At 53.8% G+C, this 23,057-nt stretch carries 23 protein-coding genes and 1 tRNA gene; 8 read left to right on the forward strand and 16 right to left on the reverse strand.

The window, feature by feature from the left end; genetic code table 11:
- The 6 genes from AB7S84_RS07750 to AB7S84_RS07775 form a co-directional block, all read left to right on the forward strand.
- On the forward strand, window positions 1-413 hold a 413-nt coding region (locus AB7S84_RS07750), incomplete at its 5' end, for a glycosyltransferase (RefSeq protein WP_428153771.1).
- 324 nt (window positions 414-737) lie between these two features.
- Window positions 738-2,552: a thiamine pyrophosphate-dependent enzyme gene (locus AB7S84_RS07755; protein WP_040415712.1), complete on the forward strand. Its 1,815-nt coding sequence runs from the start codon at window positions 738-740 to the stop codon at window positions 2,550-2,552.
- A gap of 1 nt (window position 2,553) precedes the next feature.
- Window positions 2,554-3,147 carry an indolepyruvate oxidoreductase subunit beta gene (locus AB7S84_RS07760; protein ID WP_020877112.1) on the forward strand — a complete coding sequence of 198 codons (594 nt, stop codon included), beginning with the start codon at window positions 2,554-2,556 and terminating at the stop codon, window positions 3,145-3,147.
- Window positions 3,140-4,165, forward strand: coding sequence for a TRAP transporter substrate-binding protein (locus AB7S84_RS07765; RefSeq protein ID WP_020877113.1), 1,026 nt, complete (start codon window positions 3,140-3,142; stop codon window positions 4,163-4,165). The genes AB7S84_RS07760 and AB7S84_RS07765 overlap by 8 nt, the downstream gene beginning before the upstream one ends.
- Before the next feature lie 30 nt (window positions 4,166-4,195).
- On the forward strand, window positions 4,196-4,708 hold the full coding sequence (locus tag AB7S84_RS07770; RefSeq protein ID WP_020877114.1) for a TRAP transporter small permease: 513 nt from the start codon (window positions 4,196-4,198) through the stop codon (window positions 4,706-4,708).
- Entirely contained in the window at window positions 4,705-6,009 is a 1,305-nt protein-coding gene (locus AB7S84_RS07775) for a TRAP transporter large permease (RefSeq protein ID WP_020877115.1), read from the forward strand. The genes AB7S84_RS07770 and AB7S84_RS07775 overlap by 4 nt, the downstream gene beginning before the upstream one ends.
- A gap of 27 nt (window positions 6,010-6,036) precedes the next feature.
- Here the strand turns inward: AB7S84_RS07775 and moaA are convergent, their stop codons facing one another.
- From moaA to AB7S84_RS07855, 16 genes are all read right to left on the reverse strand, one after another.
- A complete protein-coding gene (gene moaA / locus AB7S84_RS07780; RefSeq protein WP_428153775.1) occupies window positions 6,037-7,032 on the reverse strand; it encodes a GTP 3',8-cyclase MoaA in 996 nt (331 codons plus the stop codon).
- 69 nt (window positions 7,033-7,101) lie between these two features.
- Window positions 7,102-7,341, reverse strand: a complete 240-nt coding sequence (locus AB7S84_RS07785; protein ID WP_020877117.1) for a hypothetical protein — start codon at window positions 7,339-7,341, stop codon at window positions 7,102-7,104.
- Between the two features lie 60 nt (window positions 7,342-7,401).
- A complete protein-coding gene (locus AB7S84_RS07790; protein WP_052018578.1) occupies window positions 7,402-8,361 on the reverse strand; it encodes a tetratricopeptide repeat protein in 960 nt (319 codons plus the stop codon).
- On the reverse strand, window positions 8,362-10,095 hold the full coding sequence (gene gspE / locus AB7S84_RS07795; RefSeq protein WP_020877119.1) for a type II secretion system ATPase GspE: 1,734 nt from the start codon (window positions 10,093-10,095) through the stop codon (window positions 8,362-8,364). It abuts the gene before it with no gap.
- A 40-nt stretch (window positions 10,096-10,135) separates the two neighbouring features.
- The gene (gspD, locus tag AB7S84_RS07800; protein WP_428153793.1) at window positions 10,136-12,154 is read right to left on the reverse strand and encodes a type II secretion system secretin GspD; all 2,019 of its coding nucleotides are present in this window, start codon (window positions 12,152-12,154) and stop codon (window positions 10,136-10,138) included.
- A 67-nt stretch (window positions 12,155-12,221) separates the two neighbouring features.
- A complete protein-coding gene (gene gspC / locus AB7S84_RS07805) occupies window positions 12,222-13,121 on the reverse strand; it encodes a type II secretion system protein GspC (RefSeq protein ID WP_020877121.1) in 900 nt (299 codons plus the stop codon).
- Between the two features lie 19 nt (window positions 13,122-13,140).
- The gene (gene gspN, locus AB7S84_RS07810; protein WP_020877122.1) at window positions 13,141-14,001 is read right to left on the reverse strand and encodes a type II secretion system protein GspN; all 861 of its coding nucleotides are present in this window, start codon (window positions 13,999-14,001) and stop codon (window positions 13,141-13,143) included.
- Window positions 14,002-14,021: 20 nt separating this feature from the next.
- Window positions 14,022-14,549: a type II secretion system protein GspM gene (locus AB7S84_RS07815; protein ID WP_020877123.1), complete on the reverse strand. Its 528-nt coding sequence runs from the start codon at window positions 14,547-14,549 to the stop codon at window positions 14,022-14,024.
- The gene (gspL, locus tag AB7S84_RS07820) at window positions 14,546-16,000 is read right to left on the reverse strand and encodes a type II secretion system protein GspL (protein WP_020877124.1); all 1,455 of its coding nucleotides are present in this window, start codon (window positions 15,998-16,000) and stop codon (window positions 14,546-14,548) included. The genes AB7S84_RS07815 and gspL overlap by 4 nt, the downstream gene beginning before the upstream one ends.
- Window positions 15,993-17,090, reverse strand: a complete 1,098-nt coding sequence (locus AB7S84_RS07825; RefSeq protein WP_020877125.1) for a general secretion pathway protein GspK — start codon at window positions 17,088-17,090, stop codon at window positions 15,993-15,995. The genes gspL and AB7S84_RS07825 overlap by 8 nt, the downstream gene beginning before the upstream one ends.
- A gap of 62 nt (window positions 17,091-17,152) precedes the next feature.
- Window positions 17,153-17,845, reverse strand: coding sequence for a PulJ/GspJ family protein (locus AB7S84_RS07830; protein WP_020877126.1), 693 nt, complete (start codon window positions 17,843-17,845; stop codon window positions 17,153-17,155).
- Window positions 17,846-17,849: 4 nt separating this feature from the next.
- On the reverse strand, window positions 17,850-18,239 hold the full coding sequence (gene gspI / locus AB7S84_RS07835) for a type II secretion system minor pseudopilin GspI (RefSeq protein WP_040415717.1): 390 nt from the start codon (window positions 18,237-18,239) through the stop codon (window positions 17,850-17,852).
- 13 nt (window positions 18,240-18,252) lie between these two features.
- Window positions 18,253-18,753: a pilus assembly FimT family protein gene (locus AB7S84_RS07840; protein ID WP_159449710.1), complete on the reverse strand. Its 501-nt coding sequence runs from the start codon at window positions 18,751-18,753 to the stop codon at window positions 18,253-18,255.
- Window positions 18,754-18,788: 35 nt separating this feature from the next.
- Window positions 18,789-19,244 (reverse strand): type II secretion system major pseudopilin GspG, encoded by a 456-nt coding sequence (gspG, locus tag AB7S84_RS07845; RefSeq protein ID WP_020877129.1) that lies wholly within the window; start codon window positions 19,242-19,244, stop codon window positions 18,789-18,791.
- 113 nt (window positions 19,245-19,357) lie between these two features.
- Window positions 19,358-20,584, reverse strand: a complete 1,227-nt coding sequence (gene gspF / locus AB7S84_RS07850; protein WP_020877130.1) for a type II secretion system inner membrane protein GspF — start codon at window positions 20,582-20,584, stop codon at window positions 19,358-19,360.
- A gap of 253 nt (window positions 20,585-20,837) precedes the next feature.
- A tRNA-Pro gene (locus AB7S84_RS07855) sits at window positions 20,838-20,914 on the reverse strand.
- Between the two features lie 57 nt (window positions 20,915-20,971).
- Here AB7S84_RS07855 and AB7S84_RS07860 point away from each other — a divergent pair.
- Window positions 20,972-21,916, forward strand: coding sequence for a S66 peptidase family protein (locus AB7S84_RS07860; protein WP_020877131.1), 945 nt, complete (start codon window positions 20,972-20,974; stop codon window positions 21,914-21,916).
- Complete coding sequence (locus AB7S84_RS07865; protein ID WP_020877132.1) at window positions 21,913-22,989, forward strand: serine hydrolase domain-containing protein; 1,077 nt, start codon at window positions 21,913-21,915, stop codon at window positions 22,987-22,989. The genes AB7S84_RS07860 and AB7S84_RS07865 overlap by 4 nt, the downstream gene beginning before the upstream one ends.
- Window positions 22,990-23,057 lie beyond the last annotated feature (68 nt).

Here is a 23,057-nt window from a genome sequence, read left to right on the forward strand (position 1 = left end):
TCACGGATAAGGACGCCTACCATGGCATGCTCCGCAGAGGTGATATTGTTGTCAGCACGGCCTTTCAGGAAAATTTCGGGATATCGGTGGTGGAAGCCGTTGCGGCGGGATGCCTGCCCCTGCTGCCGCGACGGCTTTCTTATCCTGAGATTCTTCCCCCCGCGTTTCATCGCGACTTTCTTTACGAGGGGCCCGAGGATTTCATTGAAAAACTATCCCGACTGATTGCCGGCGGCCACCGGATGTCCATGGCGCGTGAGCAGCTCGTCCGGGCTATGGGCGCCTATGCCTGGAGCCGTGCCGCGGCTCGTTATGACACGCTTTTAAGCGAGATGGCCGCATTGAAGGGTGCCCCTTGTAAAAGGCCGACGACGTCGGTCGGCAGCAATTCGGGGCTTGACAAATGCGAATGACTTGGGTAGTGATCCACATCCAGGATATACAGTTTATAAAGGAACGGGTTGAGCATGACACACCGACAGTGGCGCGGGTGGCGGCAGACAACATGATGCCTGCTCACCACCGTTGACGCGACGTTTGAGACACAAACGTCCAGACGATGACTTAAGGCCGTGAGCGGCTTCAGCGACAGACGCGGAAGATGCTTGCGGCTTTTTTTGTTGCGGCAAGGCCGAGCTTCCATGCGGAGTTTCGGCTTTTGTTTTATAGGGAGAGCAGATCATATCGACCGGGGTCTGGCGGTTTGAGCCTGCCTTCCGTGTCAGAAAGGGGATCGGGTGAAGGAACGAAAATTGTTGCTGGGCAATGAGGCAATGGCATTGGGACTACTGGAAAACGGATGCTCGGTAGCGACGTCCTATCCCGGTACTCCGGCGTCGGAGATACTCGCTTCGGCGGCTTCCTTGAAAAAGATTCACGGGCTCTCTATGCACGTTCAATGGGCGGTCAACGAAAAAATTGCCTTTGAGATCGCCTATGCCGCAGCCATTACGGGGCTTCGTACGGCTGTCAGCATGAAGCAGGTGGGGCTGAACGTGGCTTCGGATCCACTTATGAGTGCGGCCTATATGGGAACTAAAGGCGGTTTCATCCTCATCAGCGCCGACGATCCAGGGCCCCACTCTTCCCAAACGGAACAGGACAGCCGACTCATGGCCGTTATGGCCAAGATTCCCGTTCTGGATCCCGACTCTCCATCTCAGGCCAGATATATGGCGGCTCTCGGCTACGAAATGTCGGAGGCCTTCGAGATCCCGGTTATGATCCGTCCGACGACCCGGGTCTGTCACAGTCGACAGGATATCGCCGTTGGGCCGATTTCTGTCGAGCCGCGAACGGCCGATTTTGAGCGGAATCCTGTTCGATGGGCCGCAACACCCAAGTTCAGGCATCAATTACACCGGCAGCTCGAGGAAAAGCTGGATGCCATGAGCCGCTATGCAAAGACGGCGCCGGTATGGCTGAATTCCGGGAAGCGGTTTTCGCGGGCACTGGTCGTCTCGGGCGTGGCGGCCGCCCACACGCGAGAGATCGTCGAGGAGATGGGGCTTTGGGGCACGATCTCGGTTTACCAGGTGCTGCAGCCATTTCCCCTTCATGCCGATTTTATCTCCGAGCTTCTTTCCAATCACGACGACATCCTCGTTATAGAGGAGAGCACCGGCGTCATAGAGATGCAGCTCGCCGACCGTTATCGTGTCAAAGGACGGAACAGCCGGGATGTGCCGCGAGTCGGAGAGCTGTTGCCGGAGGATGTCGAGCGATTGATCAGTGAATTTGCGGACCTTCCCGTAAAAACCGTCTCGATACCGGCCCCGTCCCCGGGTCGTCGACCGACCCTCTGCGCAGGCTGTCCCCACCGAGCCAGTTTCTATGCCATCAAGCGGGCGGCGCGTAAGGGCATCTATACCTCGGATATCGGCTGCTATACACTGGGTCTCAACCTGGGCGTCGTGGATACCGTCCTTTGTATGGGGGCCGCCATTTCACAGGCCGCCGGATTTTATCACGCTTATAGGGATATGGAAAATCGTCCGGATATCGTCGCCACCATGGGGGACTCCACATTTTTTCACGCCGGTATACCGGCACTTATCGATGCGGTGGTGCAGCAGGTCCGGTTTCTTCTGGTTATCCTGGACAACCGTACGACAGCCATGACGGGAAGTCAGCCCACGCCGTCGACGGGGGTGGGGGTGTGCGGAGAGACCCTGAATAGCGTCGACATCGAGGCCGTGGTGCGGGCTTGTGGCGTTCAATACTGCGAGACAGGCAATCCCTATCAACTGAAGGCGTTTATCCCCCTGTTGAAGGAAGCGGTCGCCTATAGTCGGGATTCCGGACCTGCCGTGGTGATCTCCCGTTATCCCTGCATCCTGGATCGTCGCAGTCGGAACGAGCGGACACCGGGGATTTCCGTCGCCGTCAACGATCGGTGTGACGGGTGTGCCCACTGTGTGGAACAGTTCGAGTGCCCGGCGCTGATATTGGATACCACGGCCCATCGGGTCGATATCGATCCCATGGTATGTGTCGGCTGCGGGGTCTGTATTCATGTTTGTCCCAAAGGGGCCATCGAGGAGGTAAAATAAGATGAACACAAGGCAGCAGATCGTGATCAGCGGTGTAGGCGGCCAGGGCATCCTCTTCGTCACCCGTCTTCTGGCGGAGGCGGCCATTCTGAACGGGCTTCCGGTGTTGACCTCCGAAACCCATGGAATGGCCCAGCGAGGCGGGACCGTGGTTTCTCACCTCAAGGTCGGTAACTTTACGAGCCCTCTCATTCGTCCGGGGGCGGCGGACGGTCTTCTCATCATGAAAGCCGAAAACGCCGCTTTGCACGGCTATTTTTTGAAACCTGGCGGATGGGCGGTGGTCAACTGTCCGAAACACACGGCCTGTGATCTGACCCGCTGCACGGTGGATGCCGACGGAATTGCGGTCCATCTGGACAACCCCAAAGCCGTCAATCTGGTCATGCTGGGGTTCGCTTTAGCCCAGAGTCCGGAGATGTTCTGCCGGGCGGACGATATGCGGCGGATCCTCGAACGTCGGTTGACAGGGAACGGCCCCATGCGAACGGCGGCCTTGGATGCCTTTGAAGCCGGATGCACGGCGGCTTCCGGCGAAAACGGATCCAACGTCCAGGATCCATTCCACACACAAGGAGGGCAAGAAGATGAGTAGACCCAAAGTGTTATACGTTTTAGCGGCATGTACGCTTCTGCTATCGACCGGATTCTTCCCGGTGCAGGATGCGGCGGCCGATACGATTCAACTTCGATATGCCAATTTCCCCCCCGCTCCGACCTTTCCCTGCGTCCAGATGGAGCGATGGAAGGCCGAGGTGGAAAAACGGACGAACGGCCAGGTTCGGATTCAGACCTTTCCCGGCGGCACCCTTCTCGATGCCAAGGACATGATGGACGGCGTCATCGCCGGCCAGGCGGATATCGGATGTTTTTCCATGGCCTACCAGCCGGGACGTTTCTTTCTGACCAACGCGCTCAGCCTGCCCCTCGACATTCCCAGCGCCAAGGTAGGGAGTCTGGTCCTTTGGGACATCTACCAGGCCTACCAACCTGAATCTTTTGCCAAGGTCAAGGTGCTGACGATGTTTACCACGGCACCCGCCAACATCATGTCCAAAACGCCGGTCAGGACCCTTGCGGGCCTGAGAGGGCTTGACCTTCGTGCTTCAGGGGGCGCGGCCCAGATCCTCAAGGCCTGGGGGGCGAATCAGGTGGGGATGCCCATGTCCGACACCCCGGAAGCGCTTCAAAAAGGGGTGGTGCAAGGGCTGTTTTCCTCTCTGGAGGTCATGAAGGATCTCAAATTTGCCGAGATCTGTCGGTATGTCACCATGACGGATACCGTGATCTATCCATTTGCCGTGGTCATGAACCTGGATGCGTGGAACGGTCTGCCCGAATCGGTCCGGAATGTGATGGACGATCTGCGGGTTGAGCAGGCCCAATGGACCGGCGAGTATATGGATCAGCATGTCGAGGCGGCTCTCAAGTGGTCCAAGGCGGAGCACGGCGTCGAGGTGATTCGGCTGTCCTCGGAGGAAAAGGTTCGGTGGGACGCGCTCCTGACGCCGATCATCGACAAATGGATCGAAGAGGCAAAGGCTAAGGGACTCCCGGCCGAGGCCATTATCAAGGATATCCGAACGCGGTTGGCCGTGCGCGGCGGCCGATAGGTCGACCGCGGTTCGATGAAAGGACGGGGGGTGACACCGCCTCTCGGGTATCGGGACATGATCGATAAACTCTCAACGAGAATCAATCGGGTATTGGTCGCTCTGGGCGGGATCTTTCTTTTGGCGATGGTTCTGCTGACCTGCGGAAACATCCTGCTCCGTATCATATGGGTACCCATACGCGGCACCTTCGAGCTGATGGGCTTTTTCGGGGCTGTCACCGTCAGTTGTGCCCTGGGATACACCCAGATGCGTAAAGGGCATATTGCGGTGGATGTGCTGGTCCGGCGATTTCCGACCCGGATCGCCCGACGGCTGGATGGCATCAACCATCTGGTCTGCGCCCTCTTTTTCGGTGTCGCGGCCTGGCAGTTATTTGAAAAGGGCCAGGTCCTCTTCCGTACGGGGGAGGTGACGGAAACCTTGCGTATCATCTATTATCCCTTCACTTTTGGTACGGCGTTGGGGTGCGGCGTTTTATCGCTCATTTTGATTGGGCAGCTGATCAGGGTGTTGATGCCGAAGATGGGAGACGGAGCATGAGCCTTGCAATGACGGGCGTCGTCGGCATAGTTCTGCTGTTGGGCATTCTTTTTTTTCTGGGCATGCCGGTGGGCTTTGCCATGGGGGTTGTCGGCTTTTTAGGGTTTTGTCATGTGATTTCCCTTCAAGCCGGACTGAATATGCTGGGATCCGTGGTATGGGACACCTTTTCCAAATATGGGCTCACGGTGATTCCACTTTTCATTTTCATGGGTCAGATCGCTTTTCATTGCGGCGTCAACGAGAAACTTTACAAAGCCGCCTATGCGTGGTTCGGCCATATCCGCGGAGGCATCGCCATGTCGACCATCATGGCCTGTTCCGCTTTTTCGGCCATCTGCGGCTCCAATGTGGCGACGGCGGCCACCATGAGCACCGTGGCCTTGCCACAGATGAAAAAATATCGATATCATCCCCAATTGAGCACCGGCGCCGTGGCGTGCGGATCCACCCTTGGGGTGGTGATTCCACCCAGCGTGGTCCTGATCGTAATCGGACTTTCCACTGAACAATCCATTGCCAAACTCTTTTACGGGAGCATTGGTGCCGGAGTGGTTCTGGCCTTGCTGATGTTGGGAACGGTGGCATTGATCTGCCGGCGTCATCCCGACTGGGGGCCGGTGGGGCCGGCTACCGGATGGCGGGAAAAAATAAGATCGCTTGCCGGCGCGCTGGAGATGCTGGTGCTGTTTCTCCTGGTCATGGTCGGACTTTATCTGGGTGTCTTTACACCCGCGGAAGCCGGGGCCGCAGGATCGTTTTTCGCTCTCGTCATCAGTCTTTTCCAGGGTACTTTGACGTGGCGAAAATTTCTCGCTTCGGTGACGGACACCCTCGGGATCTCGTGCATGGTCATTACCATCGTCATGGGTGCCGTGATTTTCGGCCGATTCCTGGCGGTGACGCGCATTCCTTACGACATCGCCGGATGGGTGGTATCCCTTCCCGTACCCAAGGCAGGTGTCATGATGATTATCTTTTTCATCTATATCCTTGGGGGAGCGGTCATGGACGCCTTGGCCCTTCTGCTCATCACGATTCCGATATTTTTCCCGGTGGCCGTCGAACTGGGCTATGATCCCATCTGGTTCGGCGTCACCATCACCGTAGTGACCACATTGGGCGCCGTGACGCCTCCCGTGGGAGCGACGACTTACGTGGTGGCGGGAATGGCGGACGGCGTTTATCTGGAGGATGTCTTCCGGGGCATTGTCTATTTTCTTCCCGCGTATCTGATCTGCATCCTGCTTCTGATGGTCGTCCCCGAGGTGGTCACCGTGCTTCCCCGCTTGTTGAGGTGACGGCGGAGGAAAGCCGTAACAAGCGCCCTATCCGCCGATGGAGGACATAGTGGCCTTGATCTCTTCGGGCTCGCCGGTGTCGACGTGATGCTCCATGGGTTTGAATCGGACGGCCTGAAGGAACAGCTTGACAATATCGCCGTCAAGACATCCTTTTCGAATGATGCCTTTGAGATCCTCCTGGCGATCTGAGAGGAGGCATGGACGCAACTGTCCGCCGGCCGTGAGCCGAAGTCGATTACAGAGGTGGCAGAAATGGTTGCTGAGCGGTTGGATGATACCGATTTCTCCTTGGGCGTCCCTGAATCGGTATCGTTCGGCCGGACCGCCGTCAATATCCCTGCGGATCGGTACCAGTTCACCTAGAGGGCTGATGCGTTCGATGATCTCCGGAGCCAAAATGCGGACGTTCCTGTCAAGATGATGGTCTCCAATGGGCATGTATTCAATGAATCTCATATGGAAGGGATAGGTAAACGAAAGTTTGGCGATGTTGATGAGTTCATCATCGTTGATGCCTTTCATGGCCACGGTATTGATTTTGATGGGGGAAAATCCCATTGAATGGGCGGCCTCGATGCCTTCCCATACCCGAGAAAAACAATCGTATCCCGTGATTCTCTCGAAGCGTTCGGGATACAGGCTGTCAAGGCTGACGTTCAATCTCTTGATGCCCGCATTTTGAATCCGGGCAAGATTGTCCTTCAGAAGAACGCCGTTGGTCGTCAGAGAAATATCTTTCAACCCTTCAATTCTTCCCAATTCCGCGAGAAAATCATAGACCCCTTTCCGCACCAGAGGCTCCCCACCGGTCACGCGGATTTTGGTGATGCCGAGTTGAACACCAATCCGAACGATGCGGAGGATCTCTTCATAACGCAGAACTTCGCTGTGAGCGAGTCTTGGAATGAGCGCCCGAGGGGGCACACAGTACATGCACCGCAAATTGCATCGGTCGGTGATCGATACCCGGAGATAGGTGAGATTACGGTTGAACGAGTCGATAAGTCTGGGATGTTTCACGATCCGGCGTCCTTTCATGCGTCTCCTGAAACGCTAAGCATCATAACGGGTAAAGAAAAGGCGGCTCCTCTATTTATTTTCGGTTTTCAGCGAATTCAGGAACAGGCCGATGCCGCCCATCCATAACCCCAGGATCATGATCAACTCGAACGACGACATGTCACGCAGCCTGAATTGAATGCTTGAGACGATGCCGAAGAGAAGCATAGCCAGGGTGGTTGCGACCAGAATCCAACCCAGGGGATTTTTGGCGTTGTAAAAGATCATGCCGATATCGCCGTTGGTCCCCCCTGCGCCGCTCAATGTCATGATCGATATCCTCGGTGGTATAGTGAATGGATTTTGCAGTTACCCGCGACAGCGCCGGATCTAGAAAGAATAACGCAACGAAAGTAATGCGCCTCCCCGGGTAGGGGAAAGTGACAGATCGAGCTTGTAACGGGTACGGATATCGGAAATGAATCGTTCGGTCTGATCCTGGTTGTACTTGTGGGCGCTCGTGATCGAACCGTAAATGTTTCCACTGTAAAACCCAGATTCCACAAGCGCCAGAAGTCCGCCCAGTGCGGGATTGTCGTTTCGGAAGGCCGTGTAGGTTGCCAGCATCATTCCGCTGTTCAGAAAAAACGATACCAATGCATCCCGGTACCGTTCGCAGTAAAGGTATCCCAAACCCGGAATTACGGCGAGAGCGCCTGCGAAGCCGGGTTTTTTCCGGGAAATATTCTGATATTCCCCCATGGCATCGAAGAGCTCGGGGAGGCCGTAACGCTCTTGTCGTTCGGTGTCGATCTCATTGAAGGCGAGGGCGGCATTCTTCCAGAGTCCGGCTTCCAAAAGAACCCATCCCATTCGGTATCGAACCTCGTCTCTGATCTGGTGGGAATCGGTCAGGGCGGCAAGATTGTTGAGCGTGTTGACGGCTTGTCCCGTTGCACCCATGCGAACATAGCATTCGCTGATGCGGTAGTATGCCCGGAGAACGGTGTCGGATTCGGATATCGGCCGAGTCCCGTGTCGATCTGCAATCCGGGAAAAGGCCTCGACGGCATCCGGGTATCTTCCGGATCGGAAATAAGCCGTCCCGATCTGATACATCGCATCCACTACGCGGTCGTTGTCTGGGAAGAGGAAAATAAAGCGCTCATATTCGGTGACGGCGCGATCATAATCCGCCTTGTCAAACAGGTGTCCGGCAAAATCGAACTGACGGTCGGCGTCTACCTCCAATATCCGACCGGCCGAGGCGGGGCCGGACTGAACCAGCAGGAAACCGCACATCAGAAGGATAGGAACGGTGTACCCAGGATTGAAGAAAGACGGCCTCATTTACTGTTGCGTCACCCGGACGACCTCCTCAATGGTGGTCAATCCTTTGAGCACCTTCTGGATGCCGTCCTGCCGAAGCGTGATCATATCCTTGGCATGGCTTTTGATAACATTGGAATCAAAGGTCGTCAGAACCACGCTTTTGAGATTTTCATCCATCAGCATGATCTCAATGATGGCCACGCGTCCCTTATACCCCGTATGGAAGCAATTGGGGCATCCTTTGGCCTGGTAAATGGTATGATGCTTCAGAAGGGATTTGTCGATACCGATCCCTTCCAACATGATGTCACTGGGGGTATAAGGCTCCTTGCATTCAGGACACAGGACGCGAACCAGTCGCTGGGCCGCGACGGCGATAACCGATGACGAGATCAGAAAAGGCTCCACACCGATATCCACGAGGCGGGTAATGGCGCTGGCCGAGTCGTTGGTGTGAAGGGTCGAAAAGACGAGGTGGCCGGTCAGGGCCGACTGTACGGCGATATTGGCCGTTTCCCGGTCCCGGATCTCCCCTACGAGAATCACGTCCGGATCCTGTCGGACGATGGAGCGGAGGCCTCGCGCAAAGGTCAGATCGATTTTCGGGTTGACCTGGATCTGGCTGATTCCTTTCAACTGGTACTCGATAGGATCCTCGATGGTGATGATATTGATTTCAGGCTTGTTGATGGAAGAAAGCACTGCGTAGAGGGTGGTGGTCTTGCCGCTGCCGGTGGGTCCGGTAACGAGAATAATGCCGTTGGGCGCCGACATCAGTTTCTTCAGAAGATCGAGCCGCTCGGGGGACAACCCCAGTTCCGTCAATTCGAGTAAGGATGACGACTTGTTGAGCAGGCGCATAACGACGCGTTCGCCAAAGGCTGTGGGGAGCGTCGAGATCCGAACATCGATATCCTGGTCGCCGATTTTGACTTGGAGGCGGCCATCCTGAGGCAGTCGTTTTTCGGCGATATTCATGTTGGACATGACCTTGATCCGTGAGATCAGCGCTGCCTGAATGCCTTTGGGGGGAGTCAGCAGGTCGTAAAGAATGCCGTCGACCCGATACCGGATCTTGAAACTGTCCTGGTATGGCTCGATATGAATATCGCTGGCGCGGGCTTTGGCAGCCTGAGAGATGACGTGGTTGACGAGCTTGATGATGGGGGCGTCGCTGGTATCGTCCAGAAGGTCTGCGGTATCTTCGATGTCCGAAAGAATGAGGGATTCATTTTCCTCCATGTCCTGTACCAACTGCTCGGCGGAGTCCCGGTTCAGGTCGTAGGAAATGTTGATGGCCGAAAAAATAGCCTCTCGAGTGGAGAGGACCACCTGAACAGACTGTTTTCCAATAATCCGTATGACGTCGTCTATGGGTTGGAAAGATGTGGGATCGTTCACTGCGATGATCACCGATGGACGATGATTTCCGGCGTCGATGATTGCCTTGTCGGTCAATCCCTCCGGCCCTTCGTTTTCCAGGGGCACCATGACGTATTTTTTAAGAAACTGTATGGGAATGTTCTGGATGACCGTACTGCGTGAGTTGCCGACGGGAAGCCGCTCTATCACCGGAAGATCGTAGACGCCGCTTAAGGTTTCGAGCCACTGGGCCTCCGTCAACATTTTCTTTTTGATGAGAATCTCTCCAAGACTGCCGCCTTTCTCCGATTGGATCAGGCGCACCTCTTCAAGAGTCTCTCGGGAGAGGCCTGTTTTCTCATGAAGAACGTCAAGTAATGTTTGTTGCATGGGTTGATGGGTCTTTGGAATGCTTGGTCGCACAAGCCCGTCAGGGTTGGTCGAGCAGCTCCGGAATTGAGGGGACGGTATCGTAGTCACCTGTTTTTCTTTCATTATAGAGTTTAATGCCGCCCTCCTTGTCCGCTGCGTTGACCTCGTTTTGCTTCCTCTCCAAAATAACCGCCGCTTCCTCCCGATTTTTGACGACATGGGGGGTGAGAAAGATGAAAAGATTGGTTTTTTCCCTGCCCCGGTTCATGGATTTGAATGCCCATCCCAGGCCGGGAACATCCCCGAGACATGGAATCTTGCTTTGGGATTCCGAAAAGGTATCGTCGATAAGGCCCCCAATGACGATGGTGTTCGTGTCGTGGACAATGACCGTGGTGTTGACCTCCCGTTTGAAGGTGGTGGGGCGCTCGTCGCTGGAGGTGTTTGCGGCCTGGTCCAGCTTGGTGAGGGTCTGTTCGATTTTCATGCGAATGAGCCGGTCCTTGCTGATCTGGGGCGTCACCTTGAGTGTAATTCCAACATCTCGATATTCATAGGTATTATAGGTTTCCGAAGTGGATGTGGTACCGGTTTTGGTCTGGTAGGGCACGTTTTTCCCGACGTTGATAAAGGCTTCCTCATTGTCTGTGGTCAGCAATTGAGGCGTTGAAAGGATATGGGTGGACGTGTCTTTTCGGAAAAACTGCGCAACCGCCCCGATATTCTGGAAGGTGAGACCGCCGATTTCGATGGTTTCCCCGAAAACCCCCATGCTGAATCCCTGAGGCAACCCTACGGCTCCTGTCGCAGCGGCGCCGGCGATACCTCCCAGAATGGAATAGGGGCTGTCGCCGCCGCCGGACCAGCCGCCGCCCACCCAGGCATCCTTGCCGCTGCCGTATCCCACTTTGCCGCCGGCGATCCACTCGGTGCCGATACCGAATCCTTTGGTTACGTCCACTTCCATGATGAGTGCCTCAATATAGACCATTGCCCTGGGAATGTCGAGGCGTTTGATGATATCCTCGATGACCGCATATTCGTCTTTTTCGGCGGAAATGATGAGAGAATTGGTCGGCTTGTCCGAGGTGATCTGAACGGTTTCCGGTACAAGCGGAACGTCCTTCTTACCCGTATCTTTTTGTCCGCCGCCCTTGTCAGACAGGGATTGCAGGGTTTTGGCCAGATCCTCTGCGGTGGCGTGTTCCAGATAATAGACGTGAATGCCTTCGCTGCCCCGAGGGAGTTCCCTGTCCAGTCGACTGATCAGACGCCGGATTTTAACGCTGTCATCTTCGCTCGCCAGAATAATCACCGAGTTGGTGCGTTCATCCGATACGAATTTTGCGCCGTCATCCGGTGAAGACGGCTTTCTGGCGGTCTTCTGGGCTTGAAAGACGGTCGACAACGTTCGGACCATCTTTTCGGCATCGGCATTTTCGAGGGGGATAACGGAAATTTCCTGGCCTACGCCGACGACGTCGATGGTTTTGAGAATATTGATAAGCCGGATGATGTTCGAGTAGACATCCGTGATGATCAGTGTGTTGGTGGGTTGATAGGCCAGGATGACGCTGCTCTTGGATACCAGCGGCGCGAAAAGACGCTTGATATCTTCCGGATCGGCATATCGCAGGGGGATCAGTTGGGTCACGACTTTGTCATCCGGTGAGCGGACATCGTCTCGGAACAGGGTTTCGATATCGCGAGTGCGGGCATCGGGGGACGGGATAACCTTGGTGATTTCGCCGGATTCAACCGTTGTGTATCCGTGAACCTCCAAGACCGATTCGAAAACCCTGTAAGCCTCCTTGACGGAAATTTTTGAGGGGGAAATGATGGTGACCTTGCCTTTGACGCGTCGATCGATGATGAAATTGCGATGGGTCAATTCGCTGATGAATTTGATAAATACATTGATATCCACATCGTTGAAATCGATGGAAACAAAGCGTTCCTTGTCGTTCTCATTTCCACTTTGCGCGAATACGAACATCGGACATGCCAGAAACATCAATACGAAACTGATGGTACAGATCCGTATCCATCGCCTATTAAGCGTGTCGTAAGATTTCATGGTCAACTTGTTGGGCTCCCCTTCCCGTGGGTGGTCATGACAAGCGAATCAAAGATCGCTCGGGAAATTATTCGATCGTGTATTCAATCTGTCTCGGCCTACCTCTCCGCCTAACCTGAAGAGTGACATTTGAAGAGGACTTCAATTGGTTGTAAAATTTCATGGCATCGTCGACGGATTCGATATTCTGGCCGTCCACACTGGTAATGATATCACCGCTGCGAAGCCCCAACCGGGCGAAAATGGAGTCTCCCTGGATACGGGAGATGGTGAGACCGTCCGGTTTGCCGTTTCGAAAATGAGGCCGGATCTTGGCTTGATTCATCAGGCCGTTGAGATCGTTCATGGCCTCGCTGATCGTCTGGCGATTCAAGGATATCTGCTGGGATTCACTTGTTAACATGCCGGCAATTCCTGGAATCGCCGGGGCTCGGAGAGATGTATTTCCTGCCGGGAATTCGCCTGATCCCGTCTTTTCCATGGCCAGCACCTCGTCCTTGCCGTTCACTGTCAACACCACCTTTTCCCGAAGAATGCGTTTGATGGTTGCATTCATGATCGAATCGTTTTCCCGGTAGAGGTTTTGAAGGCGTTTTTGCTGATCCTCGATGACCGCATAGGTCTTTTCTCCTTCGCCGCTTACGGTTCCCCAGAGCTTCAGTTTTAGCTCGGTCTCCTTTAATTCCGAAATGTCGGTCTGCTCTGGAGAGGAAGCGGACGAAACCCTGACAAGATCCCCGGTTTTGAAAAGGTTGCGTTGTTCAATAACACTGTAGTCGCTCAACGGACGGAAAGGAACGGATTCCTGACGGGACTTTGAACTTTTGGCCGATAACGGGGTATCGGCCACATCTATCCCGGAAGTAACACCTTTGTAGAATGCGCTGACCCCGAGGTAGGCCGCCATTGTCACGAAAAAGAGGTTGATCAGCACGGCATAGGTTTTTTCAGTCAACGTGATATTCATTCGGATAGATGTACTCTTTTCACTGCAGTAAAAACTCAGGCGAGGCTATAGTACCTTTGATGATGAAAGGGAAGGTATTATTCCCGCCGCGATTCTGAAAAAGTATCGATATGGAACTGTCCAAACCCGAAATAAACGACGGATGGGGTTTAATGGATCCGACAAGGTCGAGTCCGCTCTCAGGATAGGGCGTCTTTATCCGGATTGTTCCCGACAAATTCCCGTTTATCTGGCTACCCTTTGCCGACAGGGCTTCGATGCGAAGCGTAGCGGCATCGTCCGCCGCCAATTTGGCATTTACCTCGGCAAAAGTCAAATCCTTCAGGCTTGCGCCAGGTATTTCAATATCCATGCGACAAGTCGAGGCCGTAAGACTGGCCGTGAATTGACCGGCGGCATCGGACCGTTCGAAGTCGATCAACCCGGAGAGCGTTCCATCAACAGGGGTTCGTGAAAGATGCTCGACGGCCGCCATGCGACCGATCTGAATCTCGGCGAGGTCCGTGTGCAGCGCCGTCAGCTCGCCGTTTCGATCCAGAATCATCCTCCCTTTCACATGTCCGTCATAGCATAGACCGAATATGGCGAATGCAGGCGAAGATCCGAATAATGTCCGTATTTCGGGGGTGATCCTCAGCTGTTCCAAAGATATCTGCAGCGGGTCTCCCTGGCCGAATACCACTCCCGATGCTTTGATTCCCGGTGGGAAAACCGGGGATATGCGTTCGATGGTGAGCGCTGTTCCGGGGTGGACCTGATGGAAGACGGAAATGACATTGGCTTCAATCGTCTTTGACGGAAAAAGGTGATAAAGGAAAAAAATCAGAACGACCGCTGTGTAAAGGCCGTAACACATCCATGCTTTGTGCTTTTTGAACATCGGAATTGTAAGGCTTTCTTTTATGCTTCGAAGGTTTCGACCTGGAGAATGACATCGATCATTCCTTCCGTTCCGGCCTTGGTGATGGAAATCCGTCGAATAAAGACCATATTTTTGGAGGTTTCCACCATGTGAAGATAGGGGGTCAGCTGCTTCATACCGATCCCCTGAAGCTTAAGTTCCACCATGGAGAGGTTGTAAGGACTGTTTTTCGGCCGCGACTTGGATGGCTTCATGTAAGCAATGTTGTCCTTGACCCGGGCTTCACCGGCCAGTTGGTCCAGGAAGGAAAACAAGGTGAAGCCCTGGGGACGATTGGAAAAGTTCTGCTTGAAGCGTTCGTTTTCATTCTTCAAGGACTCGTATTCCAGCTTCATGGCCTTCATGTCCGCAAGCGCCGCCTGCTTCTGACGCAGGGTCGTTTCAAGACGCGTTCGATGCGCCACGATAGGTGCGATGATGAATTCTATGGCGACAAACACGATCAAAAAGACCGCGGCTGCATAAACGGCATATCGTTCGCGTTTGCTGAGTCGGTTCAGATTCATAGATCCACCTTCATTTTAAAACGTATCCGGTTTTCGTTTTGATCTTTATTGGTCGAGTTGATGGTCACTTTTTTGAATAGATCGATTTTCTCCAGTCGCGTCTGGATATCGTCGACGGAATTGAATGTGTCCGTGTTTCCGGAGATCAGGACATCTCCCTGGTTGATCACCATGCGTGTGAATTCCACATCAATCTCCTCCGGAATCTGTTTGCTGATCTCTTCGAGAATTTGGATAGTCAGAACATGAGCGCCGGAATCTCCCGGAATGAAGGTGTCCCGACGGAGGTCCTCCATGGCGATTTTCATTTGGTGAACTGGATCCACGACCCTCTGAATTTCAGGGAAAGTGGATTGAAATATGGCGGTGATCTGCCGATCGATTCGTTCGGCTTTTCGATTGAGTGCGTGAGTGTCGATGAAGACGTTGAGGCCGAGAAGGCAAAGAAGGATTGCCGTAAACACCCCCAGCCGGATCAGGTTGCTTTTGTAAGCGGCCCAGTTTCGTTTTGCGGCAAAGGGGCCTCTGCGGAAATTGAGGAATTTTTTCCCCTCGATCTGGGCCAGGGTCAAGGCCAGGGCATTGTCGATTTCCCCCGATTTCCAGTTCTCTTCCGTCGCGATCTTGACTTTTCCATTGGCTTGCCGGATCAGGTCCACGGACGTCACCGAGAGCGAAAGCGTTTTTTCCAAAGCGCTTTTAATGTGTTCTGCCTGGCCGTTCAGACCCCGGCCCGTCAAGAAGGCCTGTTCAGGCATAAGCGGTTGTTGGGCGGTGTTTTCGAATGCCAGCAGGGTTTGTCTGATTTTTGCACCAAGTCCGTTGTCGCCGTTTTGGGAAGTGAAGGATGGAATGGATCGAATCAGGCTGATTTCTCCGGAGGTGATGAAAAAAAGCGTTTCCCGATCCCGTCCGATGTCGATGAGAATCCAATCCTGAGGTGGGTCGGCAAAACGGTTTATGCAGGAGACCGTTGAATAACCACCCGGGGTGAGAATCTGAGGATCGATACCGACGCTCGCGAAGATGTCAAGATAGACTTTAAGGGTCGACTTGAGGGCGGCGGCGGCAATGAGATTTGTTTCTCCTTTTTGCCCGGGGACCTGGATCGTCTGAAAGTCGATCACCAGGTTTTCGAGGGGATAAGGGATCGTCGGCTCCAGCTCGAAGGGCAGGACCTGGTCGATTTTTCTATCGCCTTTGAAGGGCACTTTGAGATTTCTGAAAGAGAATTCGTCGGCCGGGATGGCGGCAACGCAATAGACCTGGTCAATCTCCATACCGTTCTGGATAGCTTCCATGGCCGCTTTGAGGCCGGCGGCCCGATCGACGGTATCGGGTATGGGGACGCTTAAAAAACGCTCCAGCTGGATTTCCCGAAGCGTGCTGGAGACGAGAACAGCGGTTACATTGTCATATCGGACGTCAAGTCCGAGGAATTTTCTACTCATCTTTTGATACCTGCCACCGCAGGACCCTGCAGGTCCATTTTCCGGTCTTTTTTTCTTGTTCTCGGTGAACGACGGCGATCACGGTCTCCTGGGTGCCGTTCAATTCCGCAGTGGATTGAATACGAAAAAAGTCGCTGGAATTCCGGATAAGCTTGGGATCGATGGTGAAATCGCTGGGAATTTCCGGGACGTTTTTGTACCAACCGTCTCCAGAGAGATCATGGACAAAGGTCTCCCCGTCCTTTTCACTGCGATAGTCAAACACAGCCTGGGCATAGTCGGCGTTTTCCGAGGGCATCATGGCGATCAGCACGGGAAGATCAGCGGTGTTGAGATTGATGCCCCCTTCATAGGCAAAGTCTTTTCCATCGACCTCCTGGGAAGACTGGGTCATGCCGTAAACGGTCACGAAGGTTTCCAGCCCGGACAGGTCTGTCCCACGAAACAGCTCCGGCGTGATTCCCTTGACCCGGGTAAGTTCGTTTGTATCCATGAAAGGCCCGTTGGCGGGTTTGTAGGGTGGATCAAGCGCCTGATAATACTCCGCCTCAGCTCCGTTTAGACCGGTTGTAGCATCATCGTCTCCCGAGTCGAGCCAATCTTTGATTGAATTGATGATGTCCGTTGCCTCTATATCTTTGAACGTGTCTTCGTCCCGGGCGATCAGAAGCCGGGTGAAACGGTCCCACATGATCTTCTGGGATTCGTTGAAGTGTCGTCCCTTCGGGAAGTCGACCAGTGCGTTTACCTGTATTTTTCCAAGCTCGTCGGCGATGGTGACGGTGATCCCGCCGTCGTCAAAAGGGATCTCCGCGATTACCTCGTTGATTTTTTCCGGATTGGCCCAATCCTCTTGAATGGAGTCGATTGTGGATTCCCCTTTGTCCTTGACGAGCATGGCCATGGCGGCGTGGATTCCCGATGATGCCATGAGGGAGAGGGTTGTTCGGTCTCGGGTCGCAGCAGCGGAAACGACCGCCGCCCGTACTCGCCGGTTGAGTTCCAGTCCTCCGGCTATCAGAACGGTGATGACCGAAATCGTTATTAAAAGTGCCATGCCCTGGCTGTTTTTGAGAATATTGTCTTCCATTGACTTCCTTGGGTCGGATCTGCCTGATCGATGACGCCAACCATCTGTCGGAGGTGCCATCGTCAATCCCGCGGCTCCCTGACGACGGGAAAGCTTACCATTGTTTCGAAAAAAAAGGAAACGCTATCATCACCGATCTCGCCCTGTATCTTCACTGCCGCCGGGGTAGCATACTTAAATTGTCGAGACTCGGAGTCCCATGTATCATGCTCGGTTCCTTCATGATCGTAGTAAAGAAATTTGATCGATTTCAGGTTCTCGACCAAAATGGGATCATTTCCGGTATTCTCTGTATCCGGATAGGGTGACAGATGATCCGCTCGCTTGAGCACATAACGATCGTTCTCTATATGTTGGACATAATAGACGATCTGAGCGATGCCCGGGGTGCGGTCCTTTCCCATGGGCATGTGGGCGAATGATGCAAAACGGAGCCGCGCGAAGCCGTCGCTTCCCAGGGCGTCTTGATCTCCGACGATCCGGTAAGGGTCGGGCGGATCGTCCCCTTTCGGAGGCTGATATCCAGGCGGGAGCGTTATGCATGCGGATGTGATGTCGGCGGTCATTCGCTCGATAGCGCCGCCGATCATCTCGTAAGATGTCATATCGGAATGAATCCTGTCGGTTGTGGAAAAGACAACGCGGTAGGAACCGAAAACGGTCGTGACGATAATGCTGAATATAAAGATGGCTATCAGAATTTCGAAAAGTGTAAAACCGGCGTGGTGAAACCGATTTTTAATGGTTTCGGCCATCGGGCTACTCTCTGTCCGGTATCATTCGATAGGTCCTGATGCGATAGTTCGACTCGTTTTCGTTGAGCGAAATAGTGATTTCGATCATTTTGAGATTTTTTCCGGATTCTCCCAGGTATTCCGATACGACATCCTCAATCGTTACCTCCCAGGTATATCCGGGATAATCCGTGCCGAAATCGCCGTTTCCGGAATCCCGACTATCCGGATCGATGGCGACGGCAGTCAAACGAGCCTGAGCCAGCAGCGGCGCGAGGGTGTGAAATCGAACGGCGTTGTTCATGGATATGGTCTGCGCGTGCAGCCGGTACACGGCGACCAGCACGATGGCCATGATCGCCATGGCTGCAATGACCTCCAGAAGTGTGAATCCTCGGGTGGGTTCCGATCCCAATAGATTTGAGTGTTCAGTTTTTAAATTCCACATAGGTGTCGTAAATCTTGAGATCCGCAAGAAACGGCTCGATCAGCAGGGTCAACTGTCGATCGTCTTTCTCCTGGAGATGAATCATGACCCTGTCTGAATAGCCTTTAGGATAAAACCGCACCTCCGCCTGGCCAAACGAAATTTTTTCACCGTCCGGAAATTCAACGTCCAATATTTCCATCCCTTCGGGGAATTCATATCCTTGTTGCCGGGCGTTCTCCAGATCCTCCTCACTCATGCTTTCATTGGTAGACCACATGGTCCCGGTCCTCATCTCTACATGGAGGGTGTGGATCTTCCGATGCTTGACGGCATCCTGGCGGAGCATTTTAACTGTATAAATCACCCACCGCATCGATTTCTCGCTGTCGTCGCGCAGAACAGATCCTTGGAATCGCGGAAAGGAGAAAAAGAGAAGGATGCTGATAAGGGCAATGACCACGATCAGTTCAATGAGCGTGAAACCTTGTTCTGAAGGCACAGGCTCAGCAGGACGACGCCTTTCGGACATCGAAGCTATTCGATCTCCCAATTGTTGATGTCCTTATCCTCGCCCTCGCCTTCGGGCACGCCGTCGGCTCCGTAAGAGGTAATGTCGTACTCACCGTTGATCCCAGGGCTGAGATAGATGAAATCGTTTCCCCACGGATCGAGGGGGACTTTTCCTTTTTCAAGATATCCGCCGCTTTTCCAGTTCTTCGGTATGTTGCCGGTTTCCGGCGGCTCCACCAGCGCTTGCAATCCCTGTTCCGTCGTGGGATAAAAACCGTTATCCAGTTTATAGAGCTTCAAGGCTGTTTCGAGGCTTTCGATCTGAATTCGGGCCTTCATCTGTTTGGCCTCCCCCGGCCGACTCATGATCCTGGGTACGATCAGTCCGGCCAGAATACCCAGAATAACAATGACGACCATCAGCTCAATAAGTGTGAATCCGTTAATTTCAGTTGTTTTTTTAAAGAAACGTTTGTGCATTCGTCCTCCGTTTTTACAGATCCGGTTCGAGAAGTCGTTTTAGAAGCGATAAGATATCCTGATCGCGTCGTCGTTAAGGGGCTTTGATTCACAATGGGTTCATTATGATTCGCCTATCGGATCAACTCGTTCATTTCAAAAATCGGCAGGCATATTGACAGGACGATAAATCCCACGATCACAGCCATGAAAAGGATCATGACAGGTTCCAGAAGAGCAGTCAAACTCATGACCGTGGCCTCAACCTCGTTTTCGTAGACGTCGGCGACCTTGTTCAGCATGTTTTCCAATTCGCCGCTTTGCTCGCCCACCATGATCATCTGGACGGAAAGGCCTGGGAAAAGGCTGGTGGCGGCGAGAGATGCACCGAGCCCCTGTCCCTTTCCGACCTCTTCCGCGGAACTGGATATGGCTTGAGAGAGCAGAACGTTGCCAACGATATTCTGGACAATACCCAGTGCGGCCAGCATGGTGACGCCATTCTCGAGAAGCGAGCCCATGGTCCTTGCGAACCGGGCCACGGCCATTTTCTTGAGGAGGATTCCGAAGGCGGGCATGTTCAGAAGGATACGATCCCAATGGTAGCGACCTTTTTCGGTCTTTTTGATCCGGAGGATCGCCGCGACGGTGCCCAGGACCAGGGCACCGATGACCCACCAGTAGGCGGTGCAGAATTTACTGATGGCGATCAAGACCTGAGTCGGGGCCGGCAGGGTCTTGCCCATGTCTGAAAAAATGGAGGCGATACTCGGCACGATAAAGGTCAGAAGAAAGAACAGGACCAGCACTCCGATAACGGCCATGAGGATCGGATACGCCAAAGCGGACTTGATACGACTGTTCAGGGCCTGTTGTTTTTCGGTGATGTCGGCCAGACGATCCAATACGATCTCGAGCGTGCCTGAAGACTCTCCCGCCCGAACCATATTGATATAAACCGGAGAAAATATACCTGAGTAGGTGGAAAGCGCGGCGGCAAAACTGTTCCCCTCAACAATGGCGTCCTTGATCTGGGCGAGAACGCGCTTGAAGCCCTGGGACTTGGTATACGGGATCAGGGTGTCCAGAGCGGAAACCAGTGGAAAACCGGCGCCGACAAGGGTTGACAACTGTCGGGTCATCATGCAGATTTCGGAGGGTTTTACCCGGACGAAAGATCTGGAAAGACCGGAAAACCAGGATGCTTTTTCAACAGGTATCTCATGGGTTTCCTTGATGGATACGGGATATATTCTGGACCCTCGCAGCTTGTGCCGGGCGGATTGAACGCTTTCAGCGTCAACGATACCTGAAATTGTTTTGCCTTTGATGTTTAAGGCCGTGTATTCATAAACCGGCATGTTGGATATCCCTCAAAGAACGATGACGATTGAATACCGAAAGTTGAAAATGATATACCATATCTGTGTTGAAGCCGCTTTTCAAGGAATTTTGTCACCGGGAATGGTTTGAGACGTGTTTGACAGCCGTCCGACCGGAACCGGGCTGGAGAGCGATGACGGCGGTGATAAAAATCTTGCGAGTTGAATGCCAAACACGGTACATAAATAAAAAAGGGCCGTCACTGCGGCCCTCTTTTTGTGTAATCCGTGTTGGTCGGGGCGAGAGGATTTGAACCTCCGACCCCTTGAACCCCATTCAAGTGCGCTACCAGTCTGCGCTACGCCCCGACGCGTTGGGGTAATTACTATGGATGATGATGAGTGTCAATAGGAAATGTGAATTTTATGACAGATGTTGTTCAGCGGCGGACCGTAGTGCCGCGGCGTCTCGTGCAGGGCGACGCCGTCGGTATCGTTGCGCCCTCGAGCGCTTTTGAGGAGGAAAAGTTCCGGCAGGGAATTGAAACGATTCGCGAGATGGGCTTTTTACCCGTAATTCCGGAAGAGCTGTTCCTCAAAAAAAGGTATCTTGCAGGTACGGATGACCACCGGGCACGGTTGATCAACAGGATGTTCGCCGATGACGACATCAAGGCGATTTTCTGCGCCAGAGGGGGATACGGTGCGAGCCGTCTCCTGCCCTATCTCGACTGGGAGACCATTTGTACCCATCCAAAAATTTTCGTGGGGTTCAGCGATGTCTCTGTGCTGCTCTCGGCATTCTACACCCGGTGCGGCCTGGCGACTTTTCACGGTCCGGTGGTTACGTCTTTGGCCGATGCCGACCAAGAGACAAAAATCATGCTGAAAGCTGTCATATCATCCGGTGCCCCGGTAATCCATGAACCCCCCCGTCCGATTGTGATCCGATCGGGGATTGCAAAAGGGGGGGTTGTGGGCGGCAACCTCTGTACCCTGTGCCACCTCGCCGGAACCGCCTTTTCACCCGATACGGCAGGCCGAATTCTGTTTCTGGAAGAATGTGGGGAGCCGCCTTACAAAATCGACCGCATGTTGAACCATTTGAAAATGTGTGGTTGGTTTGACGCCCTAGAAGGGTTCATGCTCGGCACCTTCGATCGGTGCGACAACGAGGAAATCATTCGCCAAATTGTCGAGGAGACGGTGGCGAACGCCGCCTTTCCGGTCATGGGGGGGTTTGAGATCGGCCATGGGCGTCGAAACCGAATCCTTCCCATCGGCATCGAGGCGATTCTCGACACCCGGCACGGGCGCCTGTCGTTTTGCGGCTCGGCCACGTTGCCTGCGGATGAGGAGGTCGGAAAGTGAATCCCGTGCATCGCCGGATGACAGCCGGTTTGGAAGCCGGGATTTTCCCCGGAGCGGTTCTCCTGGTAGCCGAGGGAGAACGCATTTTATTTCATCGCGCCTATGGCGTGGCAAGTATCTTTTCGGGCGGTCCGGTAAGAACCGATACGCTTTTCGATCTGGCTTCCCTGACCAAACCCCTTGCAACAGCCGCTGCCGTTATGAAGCTTCTGGAAAAACGCGGCCTGGCCTTTCACGATCCCATAATAAAAATTTTACCCGAATTTGCGCACACGGACAAAGATGGGATTACCATTTTCCAATTACTGACCCATACCTCCGGCCTGCCGGCTTATCGGCCCTATTATCGGATGTTGCGGCATATACCGCAGAACGGCCGCAAATCCGCCTTGAGACATCTTCTGCAAGCCCAGCCTCTGGCCGACAGGCCTGGACGGAACACGGTCTACAGTGATATCGGATATATGATTCTGGAGTGGTTGATCGAACGATTTGCACAAACCTCTCTGGACGACTATCTCAAGACAGCGATTTATGGGCCCTTGGCCGTCGACAGCCTTTTTTTTCCGGGGAAGGACGGGATTTCGTTCCCGAAAACTGTTGCGGCTACGGAATTCTGCCCGTGGCGGAACGTCCTTCTCGTGGGGCGGGTTCATGATGACAACGCCGACCTGGTCGGGGGCTTATGCGGCCATGCCGGGCTTTTCGGCACGGCCCAGGGGGTCCATCAACTTCTCTGCCATATGCTTTGCGTTTACCAGGGAGGGGATGGGGTGTTTCGAAGGGACCTGGTAGAACCGTTCTTTTCGCCCTGCAGGTTTTCGGGGCGACCACCGGGGTTTGATCGTCCTCAAGGTCCGTATTCCAGTGCCGGCCGATATTTTTCACCGAATACCATTGGGCACCTCGGGTTCACGGGCACCTCCTTCTGGATGGATCTGGACCGCCGAGCAATCGTCGTCCTTCTGACCAATCGCGTGCATCCTTCCCGCGACAATCTGGGCATCAGAGCATTCAGACCACTGTTGCACGACGTCGTGATGAATACGTTTTTTCGTTGCGGCGACACGTAAGATCACTCCAAAAATAAGCTTGTAATGGTGATACAATTTTGATAGCAATACAAAATTTGAAGTTTACG

The sequence above is a fragment of the Desulfococcus sp. genome (assembly GCF_050178255.1).
GTDB classification, from domain to species: domain Bacteria; phylum Desulfobacterota; class Desulfobacteria; order Desulfobacterales; family Desulfococcaceae; genus Desulfococcus; species Desulfococcus multivorans.